Origin of the sequence: Streptomyces sp. CB01201 (assembly GCF_002803085.1) — a bacterium.
Taxonomy (GTDB): domain Bacteria; phylum Actinomycetota; class Actinomycetes; order Streptomycetales; family Streptomycetaceae; genus Streptomyces; species Streptomyces hundungensis.
In genome coordinates this window covers 182,233-201,714 of sequence record NZ_NNBJ01000013.1, presented here as the reverse complement: position 1 = coordinate 201,714, position 19,482 = coordinate 182,233, and the positions used below count along the sequence as shown (strand labels likewise).

Genomic DNA, 19,482 nt, shown 5'->3' with positions numbered 1-19,482 from the left:
GTACGCGTCCGATTCGGCCACAGGAAGTGAACCGGCACTATCACCTCGGTGAACTCTGGGCGACGAACGTTCGAGCGGCCACCCATTTGGCTGGGAGAGTGTCGGTGGCGCCGCATAACCTGGGTGCATGGACGTGAACGCGGCGGTCGCCGCATTGGCAGCGATCGCCGGGGTGTGCACCGGCGTGATCGCCATGCTGGCGTTCCGCTGGAGCGAGCGCGACCAGGCGCGGCCCACGCGGACCTCCCTGCACACCGACGCGGTACTGCCCCCGGGCGTGGACACGGTCCTCTCCGTGCTGCGTTCCTCCGCGGTCGTCCTCGACGAGAGCGACTCGGTGGTCAAGGCCAGCTCGGCGGCGTACGCGCTCGGCCTGGTCAGGGGCGGCAAGCTGGCCGTCGAGCCCATGCTGCACATGGCCCGCGACACCCGGCGCGACGGCGAGATACGGCAGGTCGAGCTCGACCTGCCCCGGCGCGGCACCGGCCGCGGCGAGGCCCTCGCGGTCTCCGCCCGGGTCGCCCCGCTCGGCTCCCGGCTCGTGCTGCTCCTGGTGGAGGACCTCACCGAGGCCCGCCGCATCGAAGCCGTACGGCGTGACTTCGTGGCCAACGTCAGCCATGAGCTCAAGACCCCGACCGGGGCGCTCTCGCTGCTGTCCGAGGCCGTCATGGACGCCTCGGACGACCCCGAGGCGGTCACCCGCTTCGCCGGCCGGATGCAGATCGAGGCGACCCGGCTCACCAACCTGGTCCAGGAGCTCATCGACCTCTCCCGGGTCCAGAACGACGACCCGCTGGAGGACGCCGAGCCGGTCCGCGTCGACGAACTCGTTGCCGAGGCCATCGACCGCTCCCGGCACACCGCGTCCACCAAGCAGATCACCATGGCCGCGGGCGGCACCGCCGACCTGTACGTGTGGGGCAACCGCGGCCAGCTCGCCGCCGCCCTCGGCAACCTGGTCGAGAACGCGGTGAACTACTCGCCGGCCAGGACCCGGGTCGGCATCGCCGGGCGGCGCATCGCCGCACCCGGTGGGGACCTGATCGAGATCGCCGTGACCGACCAGGGCATCGGCATCTCGGAGAAGGACCGCGAGCGCATCTTCGAGCGCTTCTACCGGGTGGACCCGGCCCGCTCCCGCGCCACCGGAGGCACGGGCCTGGGCCTCGCCATCGTCAAGCACGTGGCCGCCTCGCACGGCGGGGAGGTCACGGTGTGGAGCTCCGAGGGACAGGGCTCCACCTTCACCCTGCGGCTGCCGGAAGCCGGCGCCGTTCGCGACCGCGCCTCGGCCGGGCGCGGTCCGGTCACGGCCGACGAGGACGACGACGTCCCGTACGAGACCTTCAGTTCCGCTGTGCCTCATTCACCAGCCATAGTTCCTGCCCCGGAGGTCCTTCCGTGACCCGAGTGCTCGTCGTCGAGGATGAGGAATCCTTCAGCGACGCCCTGTCCTACATGCTCCGCAAGGAGGGCTTCGAGGTCGCGGTGGCGGCCACCGGGCCCGACGGCCTGGACGAGTTCGAGCGCAACGGCGCCGACCTGGTCCTGCTCGACCTGATGCTGCCCGGCCTGCCCGGCACCGAGGTCTGCCGTCAGCTGCGCGGCCGCTCCAACGTCCCGGTCATCATGGTGACGGCGAAGGACAGCGAGATCGACAAGGTCGTGGGCCTGGAAATAGGAGCCGACGACTACGTCACCAAGCCGTTCTCCTCGCGCGAGCTGGTGGCCCGCATCCGCGCGGTCCTTCGCCGCCGCGGCGAGCCCGAGGAGGTCACCCCGGCCGCCCTGGAGGCGGGCCCGGTCCGCATGGACGTCGACCGGCACGTGGTCACCGTCTCCGGCGGCAAGGTCGACCTCCCGCTGAAGGAGTTCGACCTCCTGGAGATGCTCCTGCGCAACGCGGGCCGGGTGCTGACCCGTATGCAGCTCATCGACCGGGTGTGGGGCGCGGACTACGTCGGCGACACCAAGACGCTCGACGTCCACGTCAAGCGCCTGCGCGCCAAGATCGAGCCGGACCCGGGCGCCCCGCGCTACCTCGTCACGGTCCGCGGCCTGGGCTACAAGTTCGAGCCGTAGGCCGACGCCCGGACCAGCACCTAGGGCATGAAGGAGGGCGGCCCCGGATCGAATCCGGGGCCGCCCTCCTTCTGCTGCCTGCGGCTTGGCGCCTATGGCTTGGTGCCTGCGGCTAGTGCCTGGGACCCGACCCGGGTCAGTGACCCGTGCCAGTGCTCGCGCTGTGCGTGGGCGAGCCGGAGCCCGCGGGCTTGCCGCTGCCGCCCGCGTTCGGGTTGGCCGAGTTGGTCGGTGTGCCCGAGGGGCTGTTGGAGGCCTTGCCCGACGGCTCGCCCGAGGGGGTCTCCTTGGGCTTGGGGAGCTCGCTGGGGCCGACACCCTCGAAGTAGCTGGTCGCCGGGACCACGAAGGCGTCCAGGCTCACCGCGCCGGCCTTGCTGAACTGGAAGGTGACCTTCTGCGCGTCGCCGTTCTTGGCGGCCTCGCGGCCGTTGTCGACGACCGCGGAGGCGTTGTTCTTGCCGCCGAGGACGACCGAGCCGTGGCTGGGAATGGTGATCGCGCCGGTGCCCTTGGCGGGGGAGAGCTTGACCGCGGTGCTGCCGATCTGAACGGAGTCCAGGGTCTGCGGGGCGGTGCCGTTGTTGAACAGCGTCGCCGCGACGACGGCCGGGCCTTCGGCGTCGGCCTTCGGCTGGGTGACGACCGTCGCGTTCTGGATCTTGATGTCGCCGACGGTGACATAGGCGTTGTCCGCCTTGACCCCGAGCGTCTGGGCCTTGTTGCCCGCCGCGCAGGCGGAGAGGGAGGCGAGCGAGAACGCGATGGCAGAAGCGGCGAGGGCGCCGCGTCGAAGGCTGCGGCTCACGGCGGCGGCAACTCCTTGGACGTACGAGACGGACTGCTTCGGACGGACTGCGGGTCAGCCGGCCGCGTACCTAAGGGCCGGCTAAGGGTGTGTCAGCGGGCCTAGATTACCGAGCCGTCCCACGCGCCCCGCACCCGACCCGCCCCTACCGGCGACGGGCCCGGAGAAGTCGGGTGGATCATCGGCCGATCTCCGGTGGATACCCCGCTGATCTCGCGCTTTCGTACGCCGTTCACATATCGGCGAGTGATCAATTCCCCGGCCGGCCACGCATTCCTTACCGAAAATCCACCGAGGCGGTCCGGCCCGGCCGTTCGTTGATCAATTCCGGAAAGAATCCCGCGCGTCCGAACGGGTGAACGGGCGCCGAACGGAGTAGATGAAGTTCACCGTCCGGACCCGGCAAACCGGGACGTTCGGCCTCCTGGGGGCCTTCCGGGGGTGCGGAACGCACACGTTTCGCTGCCCCTTCGCAGCCGCTCCGACCTGCGAATACCGCCTTCCCTGCGCCCCGCGCAGCACGTTCCTGTTGCTGTTGTCAAGCCCCGAGATATGCCCTGACCTGCGAAAACGCCATTCAGAAGAAGCAGTTTCCGTGTTACCCTGGATAGCCACGGAAGGGGTACCTGTCACATGACGTTCAAGGTTGGCGACACCGTGGTCTATCCCCATCACGGGGCCGCGCTGATCGAGGCCATCGAAACTCGCCAGATCAAAGGCGTGGACAAGACCTACTTGGTGCTCAAGGTCGCCCAGGGCGACTTGACTGTGCGCGTGCCCGCGGACAACGCGGAGTTCGTCGGTGTTCGCGATGTAGTTGGTCAGGACGGGCTGGACCGGGTCTTCGAGGTGCTGCGCGCGCCGTACGCGGAGGAGCCCACGAACTGGTCCCGTCGTTACAAGGCAAACCTTGAGAAGCTCGCCTCCGGCGATGTCATCAAGGTCGCCGAAGTGGTGCGTGACCTGTGGCGTCGTGAGCGCGAGCGCGGACTGTCCGCAGGTGAGAAGCGCATGCTCGCCAAGGCGCGCCAGATCCTGGTGAGCGAGCTGGCCCTCGCGGAAAACACCAACGAAGACAAGGCCGAGGCCCTTCTCGACGAGGTTCTCGCGTCCTGACGCCGTAGGGCCCGTCCGCTGGACAGGCCCTTGTTCCGGGGCCGCCGCCCTGGAATGCCCGGCTTTGCCGCGGTGCCCGCTGACCAGCAGTGAACATTGCTGTGTCGCCGGGCGCTGCGGCATGTTCGTATCCCCTCGCCGCCGACGCCCCGCGCCATGTCCCTATGTCCCGGTCGCCATCGGCGCCCGCACTGTGTGTGCCGGGCCCGGGCGGCCTGCCTGACCGGTCGTCACGGAAGGGCCGGTCAGGGCGTCGCGCCCGGCACTCCCCCAGGCTCCAGGAGCAGGGGGTACCCCCAGGCCATACCCATGTCGTTTGAGGACACAAACCTTGTCTGACGAATCGCGCCCTTTCCGCACCGCCGCGGTCATTCCAGCGGCCGGACGCGGTGTGCGGCTCGGCCCGGGCGCCCCCAAGGCGCTCCGCGCGCTGAACGGCACTCCCATGCTCGTGCACGCCGTCCGGGCGATGGCCGCGTCGCGGTCCGTCTCGCTCGTCGTCGTGGTCGCCCCGCCGGACGGCGCGACCGAGGTGAAGAACCTGCTCGCCGAGCACGCCCTGCCGGAGCGGACGGACTTCCTCGTGGTGCCCGGGGGCGAGAGCCGCCAGGAGTCCGTGAAGCTCGGCCTCGACGCGCTGCCGCCCGGCTTCGACGTCGTCCTGGTCCATGACGCGGCCCGCCCGCTGGTCCCCGTCGACACCGTCGACGCGGTCATCGAGGCGGTACGCGACGGCGCCCCCGCCGTGGTGCCCGCGCTCCCGCTCGCCGACACCGTCAAGCAGGTCGAGCCGCGCGCCGACGGCTCGCCCGAGCCGGTCGTGGCCACCCCCGAGCGGAGCCGGCTGCGCGCGGTGCAGACCCCGCAGGGCTTCGACCACGCCACGCTCGTGCGCGCCCACGAGAGCGTCACCGAGAACGTCACGGACGACGCGAGCATGATCGAGCAGCTGGGTCTGCCCGTCGTGGTGGTGCCCGGCCACGAAGAGGCGTTCAAGGTGACCCGCCCGCTGGACCTCGTACTCGCCGAGGCCGTACTCGCACGACGGAGGGCCAACGATGGCTTCTGAGACCCCGGCCGGCACCGCTGCCGAGGCCCCCGTGAGCCCGCTGATCCCGCTGGTCGGGATCGGCACCGACGTCCACGCCTTCGAGCGCGGCCGTGAGCTGTGGTGCGCGGGGCTGCTGTGGGAGGGCGAGGAGTACGGCCTGGCCGGGCACTCCGACGGCGATGTCGCCGCCCACGCCGCCTGCGACGCGATCTTCTCGGCGGCCGGCGTCGGCGACCTCGGCGCCCACTTCGGCACCGACCGCCCCGAGTGGTCCGGCGCGTCGGGCGTCAGCCTGCTCGCCGAGGCCGCCCGGATCGTGCGCGCCGAGGGCTACGAGATCGGCAACATCGCGGTGCAGGTCATCGGCGTACGCCCGAAGATCGGCAAGCGCCGCGAGGAGGCGCGGAAGGCGCTGTCGGCCGCCGCCGGGGCGCCCGTGGCGGTGTCCGGCACCACCACGGACGGGCTAGGTCTGACCGGCCGGGCCGAGGGGCTCGCGGCGATCGCCACGGCGATGGTGTACCGGTTGCCGTAGAAACGCAGCGGTCTGGGGTAGGAGAGGAGGCGACGATTTCGACCTCCTCCGGAAGGACCGCACGTGTCCGCTCAGCTCAGCGACGACCTCAAGGCACTCCTCGACACCCCCGTCTTCGTCAACATCGCCACCATCCAGCCCGACGGCAGCCCTCAGGTGTCCCCGGTCTGGGTGAAGCGCGACGGCGACGACGTACTGATCTCGACGACCGTGGGCCGGCGCAAGGAGAAGAACCTGCGCCGCGACCCCCGCGTCACCGTCCTCGTCCAGCCCTTCGACGCCCCGTACACCTACGCCGAGATCCGGGGCACCGCCGAGCTGACCACCGAGGGCGGGCAGGAGCTGATCGACGACCTCGCGGTGAAGTACGTGGGCAAGAAGTACCGGGAATTCAACCCGGACTCGGTGCACGACGCCGAGCGGGTCGTCGTCCGGATCACTCCGCGCAAGATCGTCGGAAGCCTCTGAGACCCAACAGTCGCCAAATTGTGTGCCCCGAGGCCCGGAAAGGGTCGCGGGGCACTGGTATTGGGCCACTACCCTGGTGGGGTGACCATTCGCCTGTACGACACCAGCGCCCGGCAGATTCGTGATTTCGTCCCGCTCACGCAGGGCTGTGTCTCGATCTACCTCTGTGGCGCCACCGTCCAGGCGGCCCCGCACATCGGCCACATCCGCTCGGGGCTCAACTTCGACATCATGCGCCGCTGGTTCGAGTACCGCGGCTACGACGTCACGTTCATCCGCAACGTCACCGACATCGACGACAAGATCATCAAGAAGTCGGCCGAGCAGGGCCGCCCCTGGTGGTCGATCGGATACGAGAACGAGCGGGCGTTCAACGACGGCTACACCGCGCTCGGCTGCCTCGCGCCCACCTACGAGCCGCGCGCGACCGGCCACATCACCGAGATGGTCGAGATGATGCGCGGCCTCATCGAGCGCGGCCACGCCTACGAGGCGGACGGCAGCGTCTACTTCGACGTGCGGTCCTTCCCCGAGTACCTGTCCCTGTCCAACCAGGACATCGACGACCTGCGCCAGCCCGACGAGGGCGTCGCCGGCAAGCGCGACCCGCGCGACTTCGCGATGTGGAAGGCCTCCAGGCCGGGCGAGCCCGACTGGGAGACCCCGTGGGGGCGCGGCCGGCCGGGCTGGCACCTGGAGTGCTCGGCGATGGCCCACAAGTACCTGGGCTCCGCCTTCGACATCCACGGCGGCGGCCTCGACCTGATCTTCCCGCACCACGAGAACGAGATCGCCCAGGCCAAGGCCTTCGGCGACGAGTTCGCCACGTACTGGGTGCACAACGCCTGGGTCACGATGTCCGGCGAGAAGATGTCGAAGTCGCTCGGCAACAGCGTGCTGGTCTCCGAGATGGTCAAGCAGTGGCGCCCGATCGTGCTGCGCTACTACCTGGGCACCCCGCACTACCGGTCGATGATCGAGTACAGCGAGGAGGCCCTGCGCGAGGCCGAGTCGGCGTTCGCGCGGATCGAGGGCTTCATCCAGCGCGTGGCGGAGAAGGCGGGGGGCGTCGTCGAGCCCGCCGCCCAGGTGCCGCTCGCGTTCGCCGAGGCGATGGACGACGACCTGGGCGTGCCCCAGGCCCTCGCGATCGTCCACACCACGGTGCGCCAGGGCAACAGCGCGCTGGCCGCCGACGACAAGGAAGCCGCGACCGCGCGCCTCGCCGAGGTCCGCGCCATGCTGGGCGTCCTCGGCCTGGACCCGCTGGACCCGCACTGGGCCGGCGAGACCGACCGCGGCGAAGACCTGCACGGGGCCGTCGACACCCTCGTACGCCTGGTCCTGGAGCAGCGCGAGGCGGCCCGCTCCCGCAAGGACTGGGCGACCGCGGACGCGATCCGCGACCAGCTGACCCAGTCCGGCCTGGTGATCGAGGACAGCCCCAGCGGCCCCCGCTGGACCCTTGGTCCGCGCTGAGCGGCAGCCTGATGTGCCGCCCGGGCGATCGGGCGGCACACTTCATATACGTACGTACACGATCTGCATCCGCATGTGGATCGCGGATTCACTGAGGAAATAGGTAGGTCATGGCCGGGAACAGCCAGCGCAGGAACCGCCGCACGTCCAACAAGAAGGGCGCGACGGTCGGCAGCGGTGGCCAGCGGCGCCGTGGCCTGGAGGGCAAGGGCCCCACTCCCAAGGCCGAGGACCGCAAGAAGCACAAGAAGAACCGCATCGCGACCGCCAAGGCCAAGCAGGCCGCCACCCGCCGCCCCGCGCCCCGGCGCGGCGGCGCCAAGGGCACGTCCGAGATGGTCGTGGGCCGCAACCCGGTCTTCGAGGCGCTGCGCGACGGCGTCCCGGCGAGCACGCTCTACGTCCAGCAGTACATCGACAACGACGAGCGGGTCCGCGAGGCCCTCCAGCTCGCCGGCGAGCGCGGCAACATCAACCTGATGGAGGCCCCGCGCGTCGAGCTCGACCGCATGACCAACGGGCTCAACCACCAGGGCCTCGTCCTCCAGGTCCCGCCGTACGAGTACGCGGACCCGCAGGACCTGACCGCCCTCGCGTACGACAACGGCGAGGACCCGCTGATCGTCGCGCTCGACGGCGTGACCGACCCGCGCAACCTGGGTGCCATCGTCCGTTCCACCTCCGCCTTCGGCGGCCACGGCGTGGTCGTGCCCGAGCGGCGCGCGGCCGGCATGACGGCGGGTGCCTGGAAGTCGTCCGCGGGCACCGCGGCGCGCACGCCGGTCTCCCGTGTCACCAACCTGACGCGCGCCCTTGAGGCCTACAAGAAGGAAGGCCTCACGATCGTCGGTCTCGCGGCCGACGGCGAGCACACGGTCGAGGACCTGGAGCAGATCGGCGGCCCCGTCGTCATCGTGATCGGCAGCGAGGGCAAGGGACTTGGCCGACTCGTCGGCGAGACCTGCGACTACCGCGTGCGGATCTCGATGCCGGGCGGCGCCGAGTCCCTCAACGCCGGTGTGGCGGCGGGCATCGTGCTCTACGAGGCGGCCCGCCGACGCGCCTGAACTGGGTGATCTTGACGGGTCTCGGACAGATTCGGACCCGTCAAGCAGTGTCCTAAACACCCGTCACTCGGTTAGATGAGTGTGGACACCAGAACGCCCCGGCCCGGGTTCGACGACCAGCCTGCCCTGAGCATGGCCAAGGTGGACTGCGACCCCGCGCAGGTCATCGTCAACCACGCGAGTTTCAGGGTGCAGCTCGCTCCCAAGTCGCTGCCGAAGCCCGTCATTTCGAGCACCGCGGTGCGCCGCAGGGCGCCCGTGGTGTGGAGCGGGAAGTCGGCGCCGGGGGCGAGCGGACTGCTCCAGGCGGTCCGCGCCACCTCCGTCGGTGGCGGCGGTGGCGCGAGCTACGACACCGGCGCGACGCAGACCATCCCGCGCATCTCCGTCGACGACACGATGCCGACGCCGCTGGTCACCGGACCCGGCGCCGGACCGGAGACCGCGCTGCTCCCGCAGATGCGCACGCCGTACGGTCAACAGCCTTACGCCCAGGGCGAGTTCGAGGACTTCGACGAGCTCGACGACGGCGCCGGCGACGGCTCGCCCGCCAAGCGGCGCGGCGCCGATCCGGTCCGGCACGCCTACTACCCCGGCCGCCGGATGAACCTCGGCGTCGTGTTGCTCCCGCTGCGCGTCTTCCTCGGCTTCATCTCCGTCTACGCGGGCATGGGCAAGCTGTGCGACCCCGTCTACTTCGACGGCGGCGAGCGCGGCTCGATGGTCAAGTGGCTGAATTCGCTGCATCCTTGGGCGCTCGCCGAGCCCCTGCGCGACTTCGCCCTCCAGCATCCCGTGGGTGCGGGTCTGACCGTCGCCTTCCTCCAAGTCGTCGTCGGCGTACTGACGATGCTCGGCCTGTGGCAGCGGGTGGCGGCCGTGTTCGGCGCGCTCCTGTCGGCGGCTCTGCTCGTGACGGTGAGCTGGCAGACCGTACGCGCCTATGACGCGCCCGACATCATCTACCTCGCCGCCTGGTCCCCGCTGATCATCGCGGGCGCCCCGGTCTACTCCCTGGACGCCCGGCTGGCGGGCGAGGCCTGGCGCAAGCTCGGCCCCCGCTCCGAACTCTGGGAGCTGCGGCGGCGGGTGCTGCGCCGCGGCCTGGTCATGACGACCGTCGTCATCGGCCTCACCCTGACCACCGGCGCACTGCTCGGCGGCGCCGTCCGCTCCACCACCGTGGTGACCGTGCCGGGCCCCGACGACGACCCGACCAACTACCTGCCCGGCACCCCGCTGCCGAGCGAGACCGGCCCGGCGCTCGCGCCCCGGAACACGCCCAGGGCGGTCAAGCCCTCGCCCAAGGCCAAGAGTTCGGCGAGCCCGTCCCCGAAGGCGTCCAAGAAGCCGAAGGCGCACCAGACGGCCACGGCGGGCACCACCGGGCAGCCGAGCCACTCCGCCGGCACCGGCGGCCACGCCCCCTCCCACCACCGGGGCACCACGCCCCAGGCCCCGGCGGCGCCCACCAGCGCCGGTCCGACGTCCTCGGGCGGCACGGGTTCCAGCGGTGGCGGCGGCACCGGCGGCGGAGGCGGCGGCGCCCGCAACCCCATCGGCGGCCTGCTGGGCTGACGCCCCAACACACAGCAGGGGCCGGACACTTGAGGTGTCCGGCCCCTGCGGCGTTCCCTGCAGGTCACGCCTACAGCTCAGTTGACGCCAAGAGGAATCAACTCCCGTCGGCGGAGAGCTCCTTGGCCGCCTCCGTGAGGTCCTTGACGGTGTCGATGGCGCGCCAGTACGCGCCCTGGGGCAGCGGGAAGCCGGCCAGGCGGCGCTCGCGGGCGAGCCGGGGGAAGGTGGTGCGCTCGTGGTCGCCGATGTCCGGCAGCATCGCGGTGAAGGCCGCGGAGAAGACATACACGCCCGCGTTGATGAGGTACGGCGAGGGCGGCGACTCGATGAAGTCGGTGATGTGGCCGAAGGCGTCGGTCTCGACGGCGCCCCACGGGATGCGGGGGCGGGCCAGGGCCAGGGTGGCGGTCGCGTCGCGCTCGCCGTGGAAGGAGGCCATCTCGCGGAGCGAGAAGCGCGTCCAGATGTCGCCGTTGGTGGCGTACCAGGGCTGGTCGTGGTGGGGCAGCGAGGCCGCCGCGTACTTGAGGCCGCCGCCCCGGCCCAGCGGCTCGTCCTCGACGACCGTGGTGACGCGCAACGGCAGATCGGCCTTCGCCAGCCAGTCCTTCAGGACGTCGGCGAGGTGGCCGCAGGAGACCACGGCGTCAGTGACGCCCTCGGCGGCCAGCCAGGCGAGCTGATGGCCGATGATCGGGACCCCGGTGCCCGGGATCTCGACCATCGGCTTGGGGCGGTCGTCGGTGTAGGGCCGGAGCCGTGAGCCCTGGCCGCCCGCCAGAACCACGGCCTGGGTCGGAAAAGTCGCAGTCGTGCTCGCAGTCATGCGGTGAACGATAGGCGTCCCCGCAGCGGGACGTCACCGCTCCTGGGCCACGCCGGAGGCGAAGGAGGTGTCGCAGACGGGGCGGGAGAACGACTGGGCCTTCACGGGGCCGTAGTGCTCCACGGCGGCCCTGCCGAGCGCGCGGGCGATCGACATGCAGTGCTGGGCGAGCGAGGGGCGGTGCTCGACCTCGCGCTGGAGGTGGGTCAGCGCGGTGCCGGGGTCCTTCTCCTGGAGTTCGGTCAGGAGCGCGTCGCGCAGCACGTCCTGCGGGGCGCGGGACTTGGCGCGTACGGAGACGTTCTCCGAGGAGGCGGTCAGGATCTGCGATTCGTTTCCGGCCCAGTTGACCCGGGTGACCGCGAGCGTCCCGGAGAGGACGAGGACGACGGGCAGGACGAGGGCGAGAGTTCGGCCGATTCGGCGGGCTGTGTGCGTCACGGAGGCGAGCGTAGCGGGGAGTGATGATTTGGCGACATTTAGTCACTCTGTCGGGGGACGGTTCGACGTCGTTTTTCGAATGGCGTGTTGACGAACACGATTCGAAATGACCGGCGTGCCGGGGTATTTGTCGACAACCGGCTGCGGCCCCGCACTCGCGTGCGGGGCCGCCACAACCGTAGACCCCCTGGTGGCGGCCGCCTCACGGTCTCAGTCTGTAAGGCGTTCGCCCGTAGAGGTGGAGAACACGTGGGTCTCACCCGGACGCGGGACGACGTGAAGCTGTGTGCCCTTGTCCGGCACCGCGCGGCCGTTGACGCGGACCACGAGGTCCTTGGTCTCGCCGCCGACCTCGGCGGAACCGTACACATAGCCGTCGGCGCCGAGTTCCTCGACGACGTTGACGGTGACGGCCAGACCGGCCGGCGCGTCGGCGGCCGCCTTGGTGAGGCCGGTCCCGGCGCCGCCGTTCTGCTCGACGATGTCGAAGTGCTCGGGGCGCACGCCGACGGTGACCGTACGGTCGCCGCGGTCGGCGGCCGCGGCCAGCGCCTCACGGCTGACCGGCACCACGCTGTTGCCGAACTTCACGCCGCCGTCGGTGATCGGCACCTCGACCAGGTTCATGGCGGGCGAGCCGATGAAGCCGGCGACGAAGAGGTTGGCGGGGCGGTCGTACATGTTGCGCGGCGAGTCGATCTGCTGGAGCAGACCGTCCTTGAGGACGGCCACGCGGTCGCCCATCGTCATGGCCTCGACCTGGTCGTGCGTGACGTACACGGTGGTGATGCCGAGGCGGCGCTGGAGCGAGGCGATCTGCGTACGCGTCGAGACGCGGAGCTTGGCGTCGAGGTTGGAGAGCGGCTCGTCCATGAGGAAGACCTGGGGCTCACGCACGATGGCGCGGCCCATCGCGACGCGCTGGCGCTGACCGCCGGAGAGCGCCTTGGGCTTGCGGTCCAGGTACTCGCTCAGGTCGAGGATCTTGGCCGCCTCCTCCACCTTCTTCCGGATCTCCGCCTTGTTCACGCCGGCGATCTTCAGGGCGAAGCCCATGTTGTCGGCGACGGTCATGTGCGGGTACAGCGCGTAGTTCTGGAACACCATCGCGATGTCCCGGTCCTTGGGCGGCAGGTGCGTGACGTCACGCTCGCCGATGCGGATCGCTCCGCCGTTGACGTCCTCCAGGCCCGCGAGCATGCGCAGGGAGGTGGACTTTCCGCAGCCGGAGGGGCCGACGAGGACGAGGAACTCGCCGTCCTCGATCTCGATCTCCAGACCGTCGACCGCGGGCTTGGTGGAGCCCGGGTAGATCCGGGTCGCCTTGTCGAACGTGACAGTGGCCATGACTGATGTGTCCCTTCACCGGCAGGAACGTGCCGGACGATCCGAGTAGAGGGAGAAGTGGTTTAGTCCACCTGGGTGGGCTGGGTCAGGACGCTACCTGGGGATGCGCGGCTTGTCAGCAGCCCGGCGCCGACCAATTCCGGGGATCGGGCCCCGGCCCCCTCGACTTCACCGCGCCGCCCGGCCTGGCCCCGCCGGGGCGCCCGCCCGGCCCCGCCCCGCTGGCCGCCCCGGTCCAGTCGGGGCCGGCGACCTGGTCCTGCCCGGGCCGGTCACCCCGGTCCTGTCGGGCGCCGGCTGCCCGCCCGCCCAAATTCCCGCCCGACCACATTTCCGGCCGCACTCGCACGAGCGTTGGTTACACTTCACGGGTTGCCTCCTTAGCTCAGCTGGCCAGAGCACCGCTCTTGTAAAGCGGGGGTCGTCGGTTCGAACCCGACAGGGGGCTCGTGGGCGAGGGCCCCCGGCCGGTGTTGGCTGGGGGCCCTCGGCACATCTTCTTCTGATATCAACGGGCGGCGCCGCCGGCGGTGGGGCGCTTCGGCGTCCGGTGTGGTCGCTGGACTATCAGGAGGATGGATGCAGTCAGTACAGCTGGCGGTAGGGGGCGGGACGTCCGTCTTCGGTGTGGGGACGGTCCTGGCGCTCTGCGGGTTCTTCTTCTGGATCGCGGCGGCCTCGGGCTCAAGCCCTTGGGCGTGGTGCCTGCCTGCGGGGATGGGGGTCATGGGCGCCGGGTTGCTCTGGGCCCATGATGCGTGGCCCGCCTTCGTGGTCCCCGGTGGCCTCCTGATAGCGGTGGGGGCCTTTGTCATCAAGGGGTACCGGGAGGGGGCCCTGCCGAGGAGCAGGCACAAGGGGAAGCCCAAGCGGAGCCGCCCCTACAAGCTCCCGCCTCTGTGAGGCGGCGGGCGCACGGCGGGAGTCTGTAGCGAACAGGTGTGAGAGATCGTCCCGGGCCCGCCAGGTCCGGGACACTGGTGTTTTCGGGGTGCTTGAGGGGTCTGGGGAGAGGGGAAGTCAGCGCATGAGCCGGCGTTCCAGTGGGCTGGTCGGGGTCTGGGCCGAGGCGCAGCGGCAGCAGCAGCGGCAGCGGGAGGCGCAGCAGCGGGCCGTGGTGCAGCAGCAGCGGCAGCAGCGGGCGTACGAGCGGGATCTCGCGCGGATGCAGCGCGAGCAGCAGGCGGCGTACCGGCAGGGGCGGGAGGCGGATGCCCGGCTGCGTACGGAGGAGATCGAGCAGCAAGTCGCGGCGCTGGGCGGGTTGTTGGCGGCGGGGTGCCGGGCCGCACCCTTCCGGGTGGCGGCGCTGACCCGGGTGGAGGCGGTCGCGCCCTTCGAGCCCGGCTCGCTCGCGCAGCCGGTGCCCATGCCCGACCCGGCGCACTACCAGGCACAGGGCGGCTGGACGTCCGGGCGGCGGGCGCAGGCCCAGCAGGAGGCGCAGGCCCGGTACCAGCACGACTGGCAGGCCGCGCAGGCCGCCGAGGCGCATCGGGTGCGGCAGCTCGCCGAGTACCGGGCGCAGTACGAGGCGTGGGCGGCCGGGCAGCTCGCCGAGGTTCGCACGCACAACGCGGGGCTGGCTCAGCTGGTGGACGCGCTGCGGGCCGGCGAACCGGGCGCGGCGGTGGACTACTTCTCGGCCGCGCTGTACGCCTCGGGCGCCTGGCCGGAGGGGTTTCCGCGTCAGGTGGCCGCCGCCTTCGACCGGGGTGCGCGCCAGCTCGTACTCGACTGGGAGCTGCCTCCCATCGACGTGGTGCCCGAGGTCAAGTCCGTTCGCTATGTGGCCAGTTCGGATCAGGAGAAGGAGGCCGCTCGGCCCGTCACCCAGCGGCGCGCGGTGTACCGGGACGCGCTCGCGCAGTGTGTGCTGCTGGTGCTGCGCGATCTGTTCGCGGCCGATGAGTTCGGGGTGCTCGAATCGGTTGTCCTCAATGGGTTCGTTGATGATGTCGATCCGGCTACCGGGCAGCGCGCGGAGATCTTTCTCGCGGCGGTGAGCGTGCCGCGTGCCGCCTTCGCGCCGCTCAACCTCGGGCAGGTCAGCGCGGTCGACTGCCTGGTGGAGGCGCTGCGCGGGCAGTTGTCGGCGCGGCCCGACCAGCGTGCGGCCGTACGTCCCGGACGGCGGCCCGCCGATGTGGGTACGGGGGTCGTGTCGCACGGGGGCGGCGACGAGCCGGACCTGTTCACGATGGACCCCATCGAGTTCGAGGGGCTCGTCGCCGAACTGTTCCGCGCGCGGGGGATGCAGGCGCTCACCACGCAGCGCTCCAACGACGGCGGGGTGGACGTCGAGGCGCTCGATCCGGATCCCATCAGTGGCGGGCGGATCATCGTCCAGGTCAAGCGCTACCGCAATACGGTGCCGCCGACCGCGGTGCGGGATCTGTACGGGACGGTGCAGGGGGCCGGGGCCAACAAGGGTGTTCTGGTGACGACTTCGGGGTTCGGGCCGGGGTCGTACGGGTTCGCCGAGGGCAAGCCGTTGACGTTGGTGTCGGGGGCGGAGCTGGTGGAGCTGCTGCATCAGCACGGGTTGCGGGGGCGGTTGGGGGAGGGGGCCTCGGGCGGTCCCGGTGCTGCGGGGGCGGCGGGCGTGCCGACACCCCGGCCCGCGTCGGACGCGACCGTGCCGGACATGACGGTGCCGGACGCTGTCGCGCCGGGCAGGGCCGGGGACTTCAACCTCCTCGGCATGGTGTGGGCCGGGTCGGTCGCGCTCGACGTGTGCGCGCTGGTGTGCCGGGGGTCCCGGGTGCTGTCCGAGGAACAGTTCGTCTTCTTCAACAACCCCGCCAATCCCGGGAGTTCGGTACGGATGGTGCCGGGGGTCGGGGGTGACCGGGCTGCGATACGGGTCGCCTTCGACGCGCTGCCGGAGGGGGCGGACCGGTTGGTGCTCGTCGCCGCCGTCGACCCCGAGGCCGCGCCGGGCGGGGATCTGGCGGGGTTCACCTCGGCGGCGATCTGTCTGCGGGACGCGGCGGGGGCCGAGCTGGACCGGTTGCCCGTGGCGGACGGGCGGCCGGGGGAGACGGCGTTGGTCCTCGGTTCGTTTCGGCGACGGGGCGGGGGTGACTGGGACTTCGTCCCGGGTGGGAAGGGATATCGGGGTGGGCTGGGGGAGTTGGTGGGGGAGTACGGGGTGGTGGTGGCTTAGGGAGAGCAGGCTGTCGCGGCTCGCGGGGAAGCAGGCCGACGATTCCGGCGCCGGCCGGCACCCCCACTGCCACGGCCGCGCGGGCAGGGGGGGGCTGGTGTGCCCGGAATCGGATCAGTGGCGGCCCGCGATCCGGTCGGCCAGGGTCGCGAGGGGGTCGGTCGCGGGGCGGGGGCGTAGGAGCTCGCGGCGGTCCGCCGAGCGGTACGCCGCGTACATGCCCCGCACCCCCACCCACCGCAACGGCTCCGGCTCCCACATCCGCACCTTGTGGTTCACCCAGGGCAGGGCGGTCAGGGCGGTCGCGCCCGCCTGGCCCGAGTCCTGGCGGACCAGGTCGCGCAGCGTGCGTGCCGCGAGGTTCGCCGTGGCCACCCCGGAGCCGACGTATCCGCCCGCCCAGCCAAGGCCCGTCGTGCGGTCGAGGGTGACCGAGGCGCACCAGTCGCGCGGCACCCCGAGCACGCCCGACCAGGCGTGGCTGATCCGTACCCCGGCCAGTTGGGGGAAGAAGCGGACCAGGATCTCCCGCAGCGCCTCGATCGTCGCCGGCTGCGTGCGGCCGTCGTTGTCGGTGCGCGAGCCGAAGCGGTACGGCACGCCCCGCCCGCCGAGCGCGATCCGGTCGTCCGCGGTGCGCTGCGCGTACATGTACGCGTGCGCCATGTCGCCGAGCGTCTCGCGCCCCGCCCAGCCGATCGCCTCCCACACCTCGGGCCCGAGCGGCTCCGTCGCGATCATCGAGGAGTTCATCGGCAGCCAGGCCCGCCGCTGTCCCTTGAGGGACGCCGTGAAGCCCTCCGTGCAGCGCAGGATGTAGGGCGCGCGGACGGTTCCGTACGGGGTGACCGCGTGCCCGGGGCCGATCTCGGTGACCGGGGTCGACTCGTACACCCGCACGCCGAGGGACTCCACCACCCGGGCCAGGCCCTTGACCAGTTTCACCGGGTGGATGCGTGCCCCGTGCGGCGTCCAGGTCGAGCCGACCGCCCCGGCCACCCGGATCCGCTCGGCGGTCTCGCGCGCGCCGAGCAGGACGCGCTCCTTCTCGCCGAAGGCCACCTCGGCGGAGTGGAAGGCCTTCAGGCGTCCCAACTGGCTTGGTGTGTAGGCGACTTCGAGTACCCCGCCGCGGTGGATGTCGGCGTCGATCCCCTCCGCATCGGCGACCCGCACCACCTCTCCCACCGTGTCGTTCATCGCCTCTTGGAGGCGTACCGCGCTCTCCTGGCCGTGCAGCTTCGCGTAGCGGTCGCGGCCCGCGATGCCGTTGTAGAGCCAGCCCCCGTTGCGGCCGGAGGCGCCGTAGCCGCAGAAGCGGGATTCGAGGACCGCGATGTCGACGAAGGGCGCCGCCTTCTTCAAGTAGTACGCCGTCCACAGGCCGGTGTAGCCGCCGCCGACGATCACCACGTCGGCGGTCGCGTCACCGGGCAGCGGCTCGCGGGGGGTGGGGAGGCCGTCGGTTGCGTACCAGAAGGAGATTCCGCCGTTGATCGCGCTCATGGGGCTTGTTCGTACACCCGCCTCCCGGAACTGTCCACCCATGGAATTCGCAGGTGGCGGGCGCGTTGCGGAATCCGTGGGACCAACGGCGGCGTGGGGCGGGACCTTTGGCGCGGGTGGCGGCACGGGTGGGTGTTTAGTGTCGAAGGTCAGGTGGGTTTCGCCGCTTTTGTGCCGAAGGGTTGAGTCTTCATGGGTGTACGCAGTTTCCGTCGTGCCGCCGTCGCGGTGGTGGCGGCCGCCGCCCTCGGCCTCTCGGCGGCCGCCTGCTCCTCCGGCTCCGGATCGGGCACGTCCTCGCAGGCGGAGCTGACCGCCAAGTCCTCCCCGGACGCGGCCACGCTGGCGAAACTGCCCGCCAAGGTCGAGGGTGCGGAAATCGTCGTCGGCGATCCGAAGGCGCCGCACACCGTGACGGTGTACGAGGATCCGCGCTGCCCGTTCTGCAAGCACTTCGAGGAGGGCGGCGCCGGAGCGGTCGCCCGGCTCGCGGCCGAGGGCAAGGTCAAGATCCGCTACACGATCGCCTCGTTCCTGGACCGCAACTTCGGCGGCGACAGCTCGAAGCGGGCGGTCAACGCGATGCGGGCGGCGGTCGAGCAGGGCAAGTTCCCCGAGTTCCACGCGGCTGTCTTCGTCAGCCAGCCGAAGGAGGAGACGGACGACGCGTTCACCGCCGACAACCTCCTGAAGATCGCCGACAAGGTGCCGGGGCTGCGCGGAGCCGCCTTCGACAAGGCGGTGCGCGACAACTCGTACGGCGACTTCGTGAGCGCGGCGGAGAAGGCCTTCGAGGACTCGGGCGTCCAGAGCAGCCCCGTGGTCCTGATCGACGGCAAGAAGCCGGACGGCGACGGCCGTGCGCTCTTCGACGCGGACGCGTTCAAGAAGGTCCTCGCCGAGGCGGGCGTCTCCTAGCGGGAACTCCGGTCGAAGCCCCCGGGATCCGGCCGGCCCGCCCGCCGGTGCCGCCGGAGCCGCCGGCCGGCCGCGGCCGTACTCCTTACCGTGTCGGCCGGATTCCACGGCGGCCCGCCCTGCCCGCGCGTGAGCGGATACCAGGCGAGCCCGACGAGCACGGACGCGAAGTGCCCCAGGTCGGTGAAGGTGCGGCCGCTGATCAGCGGGGCGCCGTAGATGACGAGTACGCCGAGCAGATAGAGGTAGCGGTACGGGGTCGCGATCCGGTACGTGAGTACGGCGACGACACCGGCCAGCGCGTAACTCACGCCCACGTCAAGGGTGTTGACGGCCGAGTGCGGGGCGTAGCCGTGCCGGACGGCCCACAGCAGGGCGCCCTCGCTGATGAAGGTGGCGGCCACGTGCGTACCGAAGGCCACGAGCAGCCAGCGCGCGGTGCCGAGCCAGCGTTCGGCCTGGGCGTGGAAGACGCTGTAGAGGACGGCGTACGAGAGCCAGGTGCCGCCGTCGATCCAGAACGCGCTCGCGATCAGGACCCGGCGGGGGTTGGTCGACAGCTCGTGGATGTTGGTGGACCGCTGCCGCAGGAAGTCGGCCTCGAACTCCGGTGACATGTGGTGCATGGCGATGGTGGTGACGAACAGCGCGGCGAGCCAGAGGTAGGTGCCGGGCGCGCTGCGAATGTAGCCACCGACGCGGACGCCGACGGCACCGAGGGAGACGCCGATGGAGACGCCGATGGAGCGCAGCCTGCGCCGGATCGGCCGCGCGTCGGGGGGGAGGGGCCTCATGCCCCGATTCACCCATGGGGGCGGGTCGGGCGGGTGGACCGACATCCCGGGGCGTCGGCCGGGACCGGGGTGCGGGGCGTCGGCCGGGACCGGGGTGCGGGGTGTCGGCCGGGACCGGGGTGCGGGGTGTCGGCCGGGACCGGGGTGCGGGGTGTCGGGACCGATCGGGCTCGGGGTGCGGGGTGCCGGGGCGGTAGTCGGCGGCCGTCGGAGCTGGGATCCGGGCCGCCGGCCGGGGCCGGGGTGTCGGGACCGATCGGGCTCGGGGTGGCCGGGATCGGGGTGAGGGGT

At 71.3% G+C, this 19,482-nt stretch carries 18 protein-coding genes and 1 tRNA gene; 13 read left to right on the top strand and 6 right to left on the bottom strand.

All coding sequences use genetic code 11. From position 1 onward, the window contains the following. Nucleotides 1-127: 127 nt before the first annotated feature. Together CG740_RS26585 and CG740_RS26580 are read left to right on the top strand one after the other, a co-directional pair. Nucleotides 128-1,408 (top strand): sensor histidine kinase, encoded by a 1,281-nt coding sequence (locus CG740_RS26585; protein ID WP_100577790.1) that lies wholly within the window; start codon nt 128-130, stop codon nt 1,406-1,408. Continuing rightward, nucleotides 1,405-2,085 carry a response regulator transcription factor gene (locus tag CG740_RS26580; RefSeq protein ID WP_017242433.1) on the top strand — a complete coding sequence of 227 codons (681 nt, stop codon included), beginning with the start codon at nt 1,405-1,407 and terminating at the stop codon, nt 2,083-2,085. Before CG740_RS26585 ends, CG740_RS26580 begins: the two co-directional genes overlap by 4 nt. Before the next feature lie 136 nt (nt 2,086-2,221). Here CG740_RS26580 and CG740_RS26575 read toward each other — a convergent pair whose 3' ends face one another. After that, a complete protein-coding gene (locus CG740_RS26575) occupies nt 2,222-2,893 on the bottom strand; it encodes a DUF461 domain-containing protein (RefSeq protein ID WP_100577789.1) in 672 nt (223 codons plus the stop codon). A 633-nt stretch (nt 2,894-3,526) separates the two neighbouring features. Here CG740_RS26575 and CG740_RS26565 point away from each other — a divergent pair. The 7 genes from CG740_RS26565 to CG740_RS26535 all read left to right on the top strand — a co-directional run bounded on the left by CG740_RS26565 (nt 3,527) and on the right by CG740_RS26535 (nt 10,187). After that, nucleotides 3,527-4,009, top strand: a complete 483-nt coding sequence (locus CG740_RS26565; protein ID WP_003953493.1) for a CarD family transcriptional regulator — start codon at nt 3,527-3,529, stop codon at nt 4,007-4,009. A gap of 331 nt (nt 4,010-4,340) precedes the next feature. Further along, on the top strand, nt 4,341-5,078 hold the full coding sequence (ispD, locus tag CG740_RS26560) for a 2-C-methyl-D-erythritol 4-phosphate cytidylyltransferase (RefSeq protein ID WP_100577788.1): 738 nt from the start codon (nt 4,341-4,343) through the stop codon (nt 5,076-5,078). Further along, nucleotides 5,068-5,595: a 2-C-methyl-D-erythritol 2,4-cyclodiphosphate synthase gene (gene ispF / locus CG740_RS26555; RefSeq protein ID WP_100577787.1), complete on the top strand. Its 528-nt coding sequence runs from the start codon at nt 5,068-5,070 to the stop codon at nt 5,593-5,595. The genes ispD and ispF overlap by 11 nt, the downstream gene beginning before the upstream one ends. A 63-nt stretch (nt 5,596-5,658) precedes the next feature. After that, a complete protein-coding gene (locus CG740_RS26550; RefSeq protein WP_100577786.1) occupies nt 5,659-6,063 on the top strand; it encodes a PPOX class F420-dependent oxidoreductase in 405 nt (134 codons plus the stop codon). A gap of 81 nt (nt 6,064-6,144) precedes the next feature. Next, nucleotides 6,145-7,542 (top strand): cysteine--tRNA ligase, encoded by a 1,398-nt coding sequence (gene cysS, locus CG740_RS26545; RefSeq protein ID WP_100577785.1) that lies wholly within the window; start codon nt 6,145-6,147, stop codon nt 7,540-7,542. A gap of 110 nt (nt 7,543-7,652) precedes the next feature. Further along, on the top strand, nt 7,653-8,609 hold the full coding sequence (gene rlmB, locus CG740_RS26540; RefSeq protein WP_100577784.1) for a 23S rRNA (guanosine(2251)-2'-O)-methyltransferase RlmB: 957 nt from the start codon (nt 7,653-7,655) through the stop codon (nt 8,607-8,609). Between the two features lie 75 nt (nt 8,610-8,684). Further along, nucleotides 8,685-10,187, top strand: coding sequence for a DoxX family protein (locus tag CG740_RS26535; protein ID WP_100577783.1), 1,503 nt, complete (start codon nt 8,685-8,687; stop codon nt 10,185-10,187). 97 nt (nt 10,188-10,284) lie between these two features. Here the strand turns inward: CG740_RS26535 and CG740_RS26530 are convergent, their stop codons facing one another. The 3 genes from CG740_RS26530 to CG740_RS26520 form a co-directional block, all read right to left on the bottom strand. Next, nucleotides 10,285-11,016, bottom strand: coding sequence for a nucleotidyltransferase family protein (locus tag CG740_RS26530; protein WP_100577782.1), 732 nt, complete (start codon nt 11,014-11,016; stop codon nt 10,285-10,287). Nucleotides 11,017-11,049: 33 nt separating this feature from the next. Next, entirely contained in the window at nt 11,050-11,457 is a 408-nt protein-coding gene (locus CG740_RS26525; protein WP_100577781.1) for a hypothetical protein, read from the bottom strand. 210 nt (nt 11,458-11,667) lie between these two features. Continuing rightward, on the bottom strand, nt 11,668-12,804 hold the full coding sequence (locus tag CG740_RS26520; protein WP_100577780.1) for an ABC transporter ATP-binding protein: 1,137 nt from the start codon (nt 12,802-12,804) through the stop codon (nt 11,668-11,670). Between the two features lie 374 nt (nt 12,805-13,178). Here CG740_RS26520 and CG740_RS26515 point away from each other — a divergent pair. From CG740_RS26515 to CG740_RS26505, 3 genes are all read left to right on the top strand, one after another. Beyond that, nucleotides 13,179-13,252: transfer RNA gene (locus tag CG740_RS26515), tRNA-Thr, on the top strand. Between the two features lie 131 nt (nt 13,253-13,383). Next, nucleotides 13,384-13,707 (top strand): hypothetical protein, encoded by a 324-nt coding sequence (locus CG740_RS26510; RefSeq protein WP_100577779.1) that lies wholly within the window; start codon nt 13,384-13,386, stop codon nt 13,705-13,707. 124 nt (nt 13,708-13,831) lie between these two features. After that, nucleotides 13,832-15,973, top strand: a complete 2,142-nt coding sequence (locus CG740_RS26505) for a restriction endonuclease (RefSeq protein ID WP_100577778.1) — start codon at nt 13,832-13,834, stop codon at nt 15,971-15,973. A gap of 114 nt (nt 15,974-16,087) precedes the next feature. On the opposite strand, the gene CG740_RS26500 is transcribed toward CG740_RS26505, so the two are convergent. Then, nucleotides 16,088-17,479 (bottom strand): NAD(P)/FAD-dependent oxidoreductase, encoded by a 1,392-nt coding sequence (locus CG740_RS26500; protein ID WP_100577777.1) that lies wholly within the window; start codon nt 17,477-17,479, stop codon nt 16,088-16,090. A 192-nt stretch (nt 17,480-17,671) separates the two neighbouring features. Between CG740_RS26500 and CG740_RS26495 the strand changes: the two genes are divergently transcribed. Next, the gene (locus CG740_RS26495; RefSeq protein ID WP_100577776.1) at nt 17,672-18,397 is read left to right on the top strand and encodes a DsbA family protein; all 726 of its coding nucleotides are present in this window, start codon (nt 17,672-17,674) and stop codon (nt 18,395-18,397) included. Here CG740_RS26495 and CG740_RS26490 read toward each other — a convergent pair. Continuing rightward, nucleotides 18,394-19,191, bottom strand: coding sequence for a rhomboid-like protein (locus CG740_RS26490; protein WP_234376499.1), 798 nt, complete (start codon nt 19,189-19,191; stop codon nt 18,394-18,396). The two genes, CG740_RS26495 and CG740_RS26490, sit on opposite strands and share 4 nt — an antisense overlap. Nucleotides 19,192-19,482: the final 291 nt, after the last annotated feature.

Bases quoted from the DNA above. Each gene is read 5' to 3' on its own strand.
- CG740_RS26500 (WP_100577777.1), bottom strand. From the start codon at position 17,479: ATGAGCGCGATCAACGGCGGAATCTCCTTCTGGTACGCAACCGACGGC.
- CG740_RS26585 (WP_100577790.1), top strand. From the start codon at position 128: ATGGACGTGAACGCGGCGGTCGCCGCATTGGCAGCGATCGCCGGGGTG.
- rlmB (WP_100577784.1), top strand. From the start codon at position 7,653: ATGGCCGGGAACAGCCAGCGCAGGAACCGCCGCACGTCCAACAAGAAG.
- CG740_RS26510 (WP_100577779.1), top strand. From the start codon at position 13,384: ATGCAGTCAGTACAGCTGGCGGTAGGGGGCGGGACGTCCGTCTTCGGT.
- CG740_RS26495 (WP_100577776.1), top strand. From the start codon at position 17,672: ATGGGTGTACGCAGTTTCCGTCGTGCCGCCGTCGCGGTGGTGGCGGCC.
- CG740_RS26505 (WP_100577778.1), top strand. From the start codon at position 13,832: ATGAGCCGGCGTTCCAGTGGGCTGGTCGGGGTCTGGGCCGAGGCGCAG.
- CG740_RS26565 (WP_003953493.1), top strand. From the start codon at position 3,527: ATGACGTTCAAGGTTGGCGACACCGTGGTCTATCCCCATCACGGGGCC.
- CG740_RS26490 (WP_234376499.1), bottom strand. From the start codon at position 19,191: ATGAGGCCCCTCCCCCCCGACGCGCGGCCGATCCGGCGCAGGCTGCGC.
- CG740_RS26520 (WP_100577780.1), bottom strand. From the start codon at position 12,804: ATGGCCACTGTCACGTTCGACAAGGCGACCCGGATCTACCCGGGCTCC.
- ispF (WP_100577787.1), top strand. From the start codon at position 5,068: ATGGCTTCTGAGACCCCGGCCGGCACCGCTGCCGAGGCCCCCGTGAGC.
- CG740_RS26530 (WP_100577782.1), bottom strand. From the start codon at position 11,016: ATGACTGCGAGCACGACTGCGACTTTTCCGACCCAGGCCGTGGTTCTG.
- CG740_RS26535 (WP_100577783.1), top strand. From the start codon at position 8,685: ATGAGTGTGGACACCAGAACGCCCCGGCCCGGGTTCGACGACCAGCCT.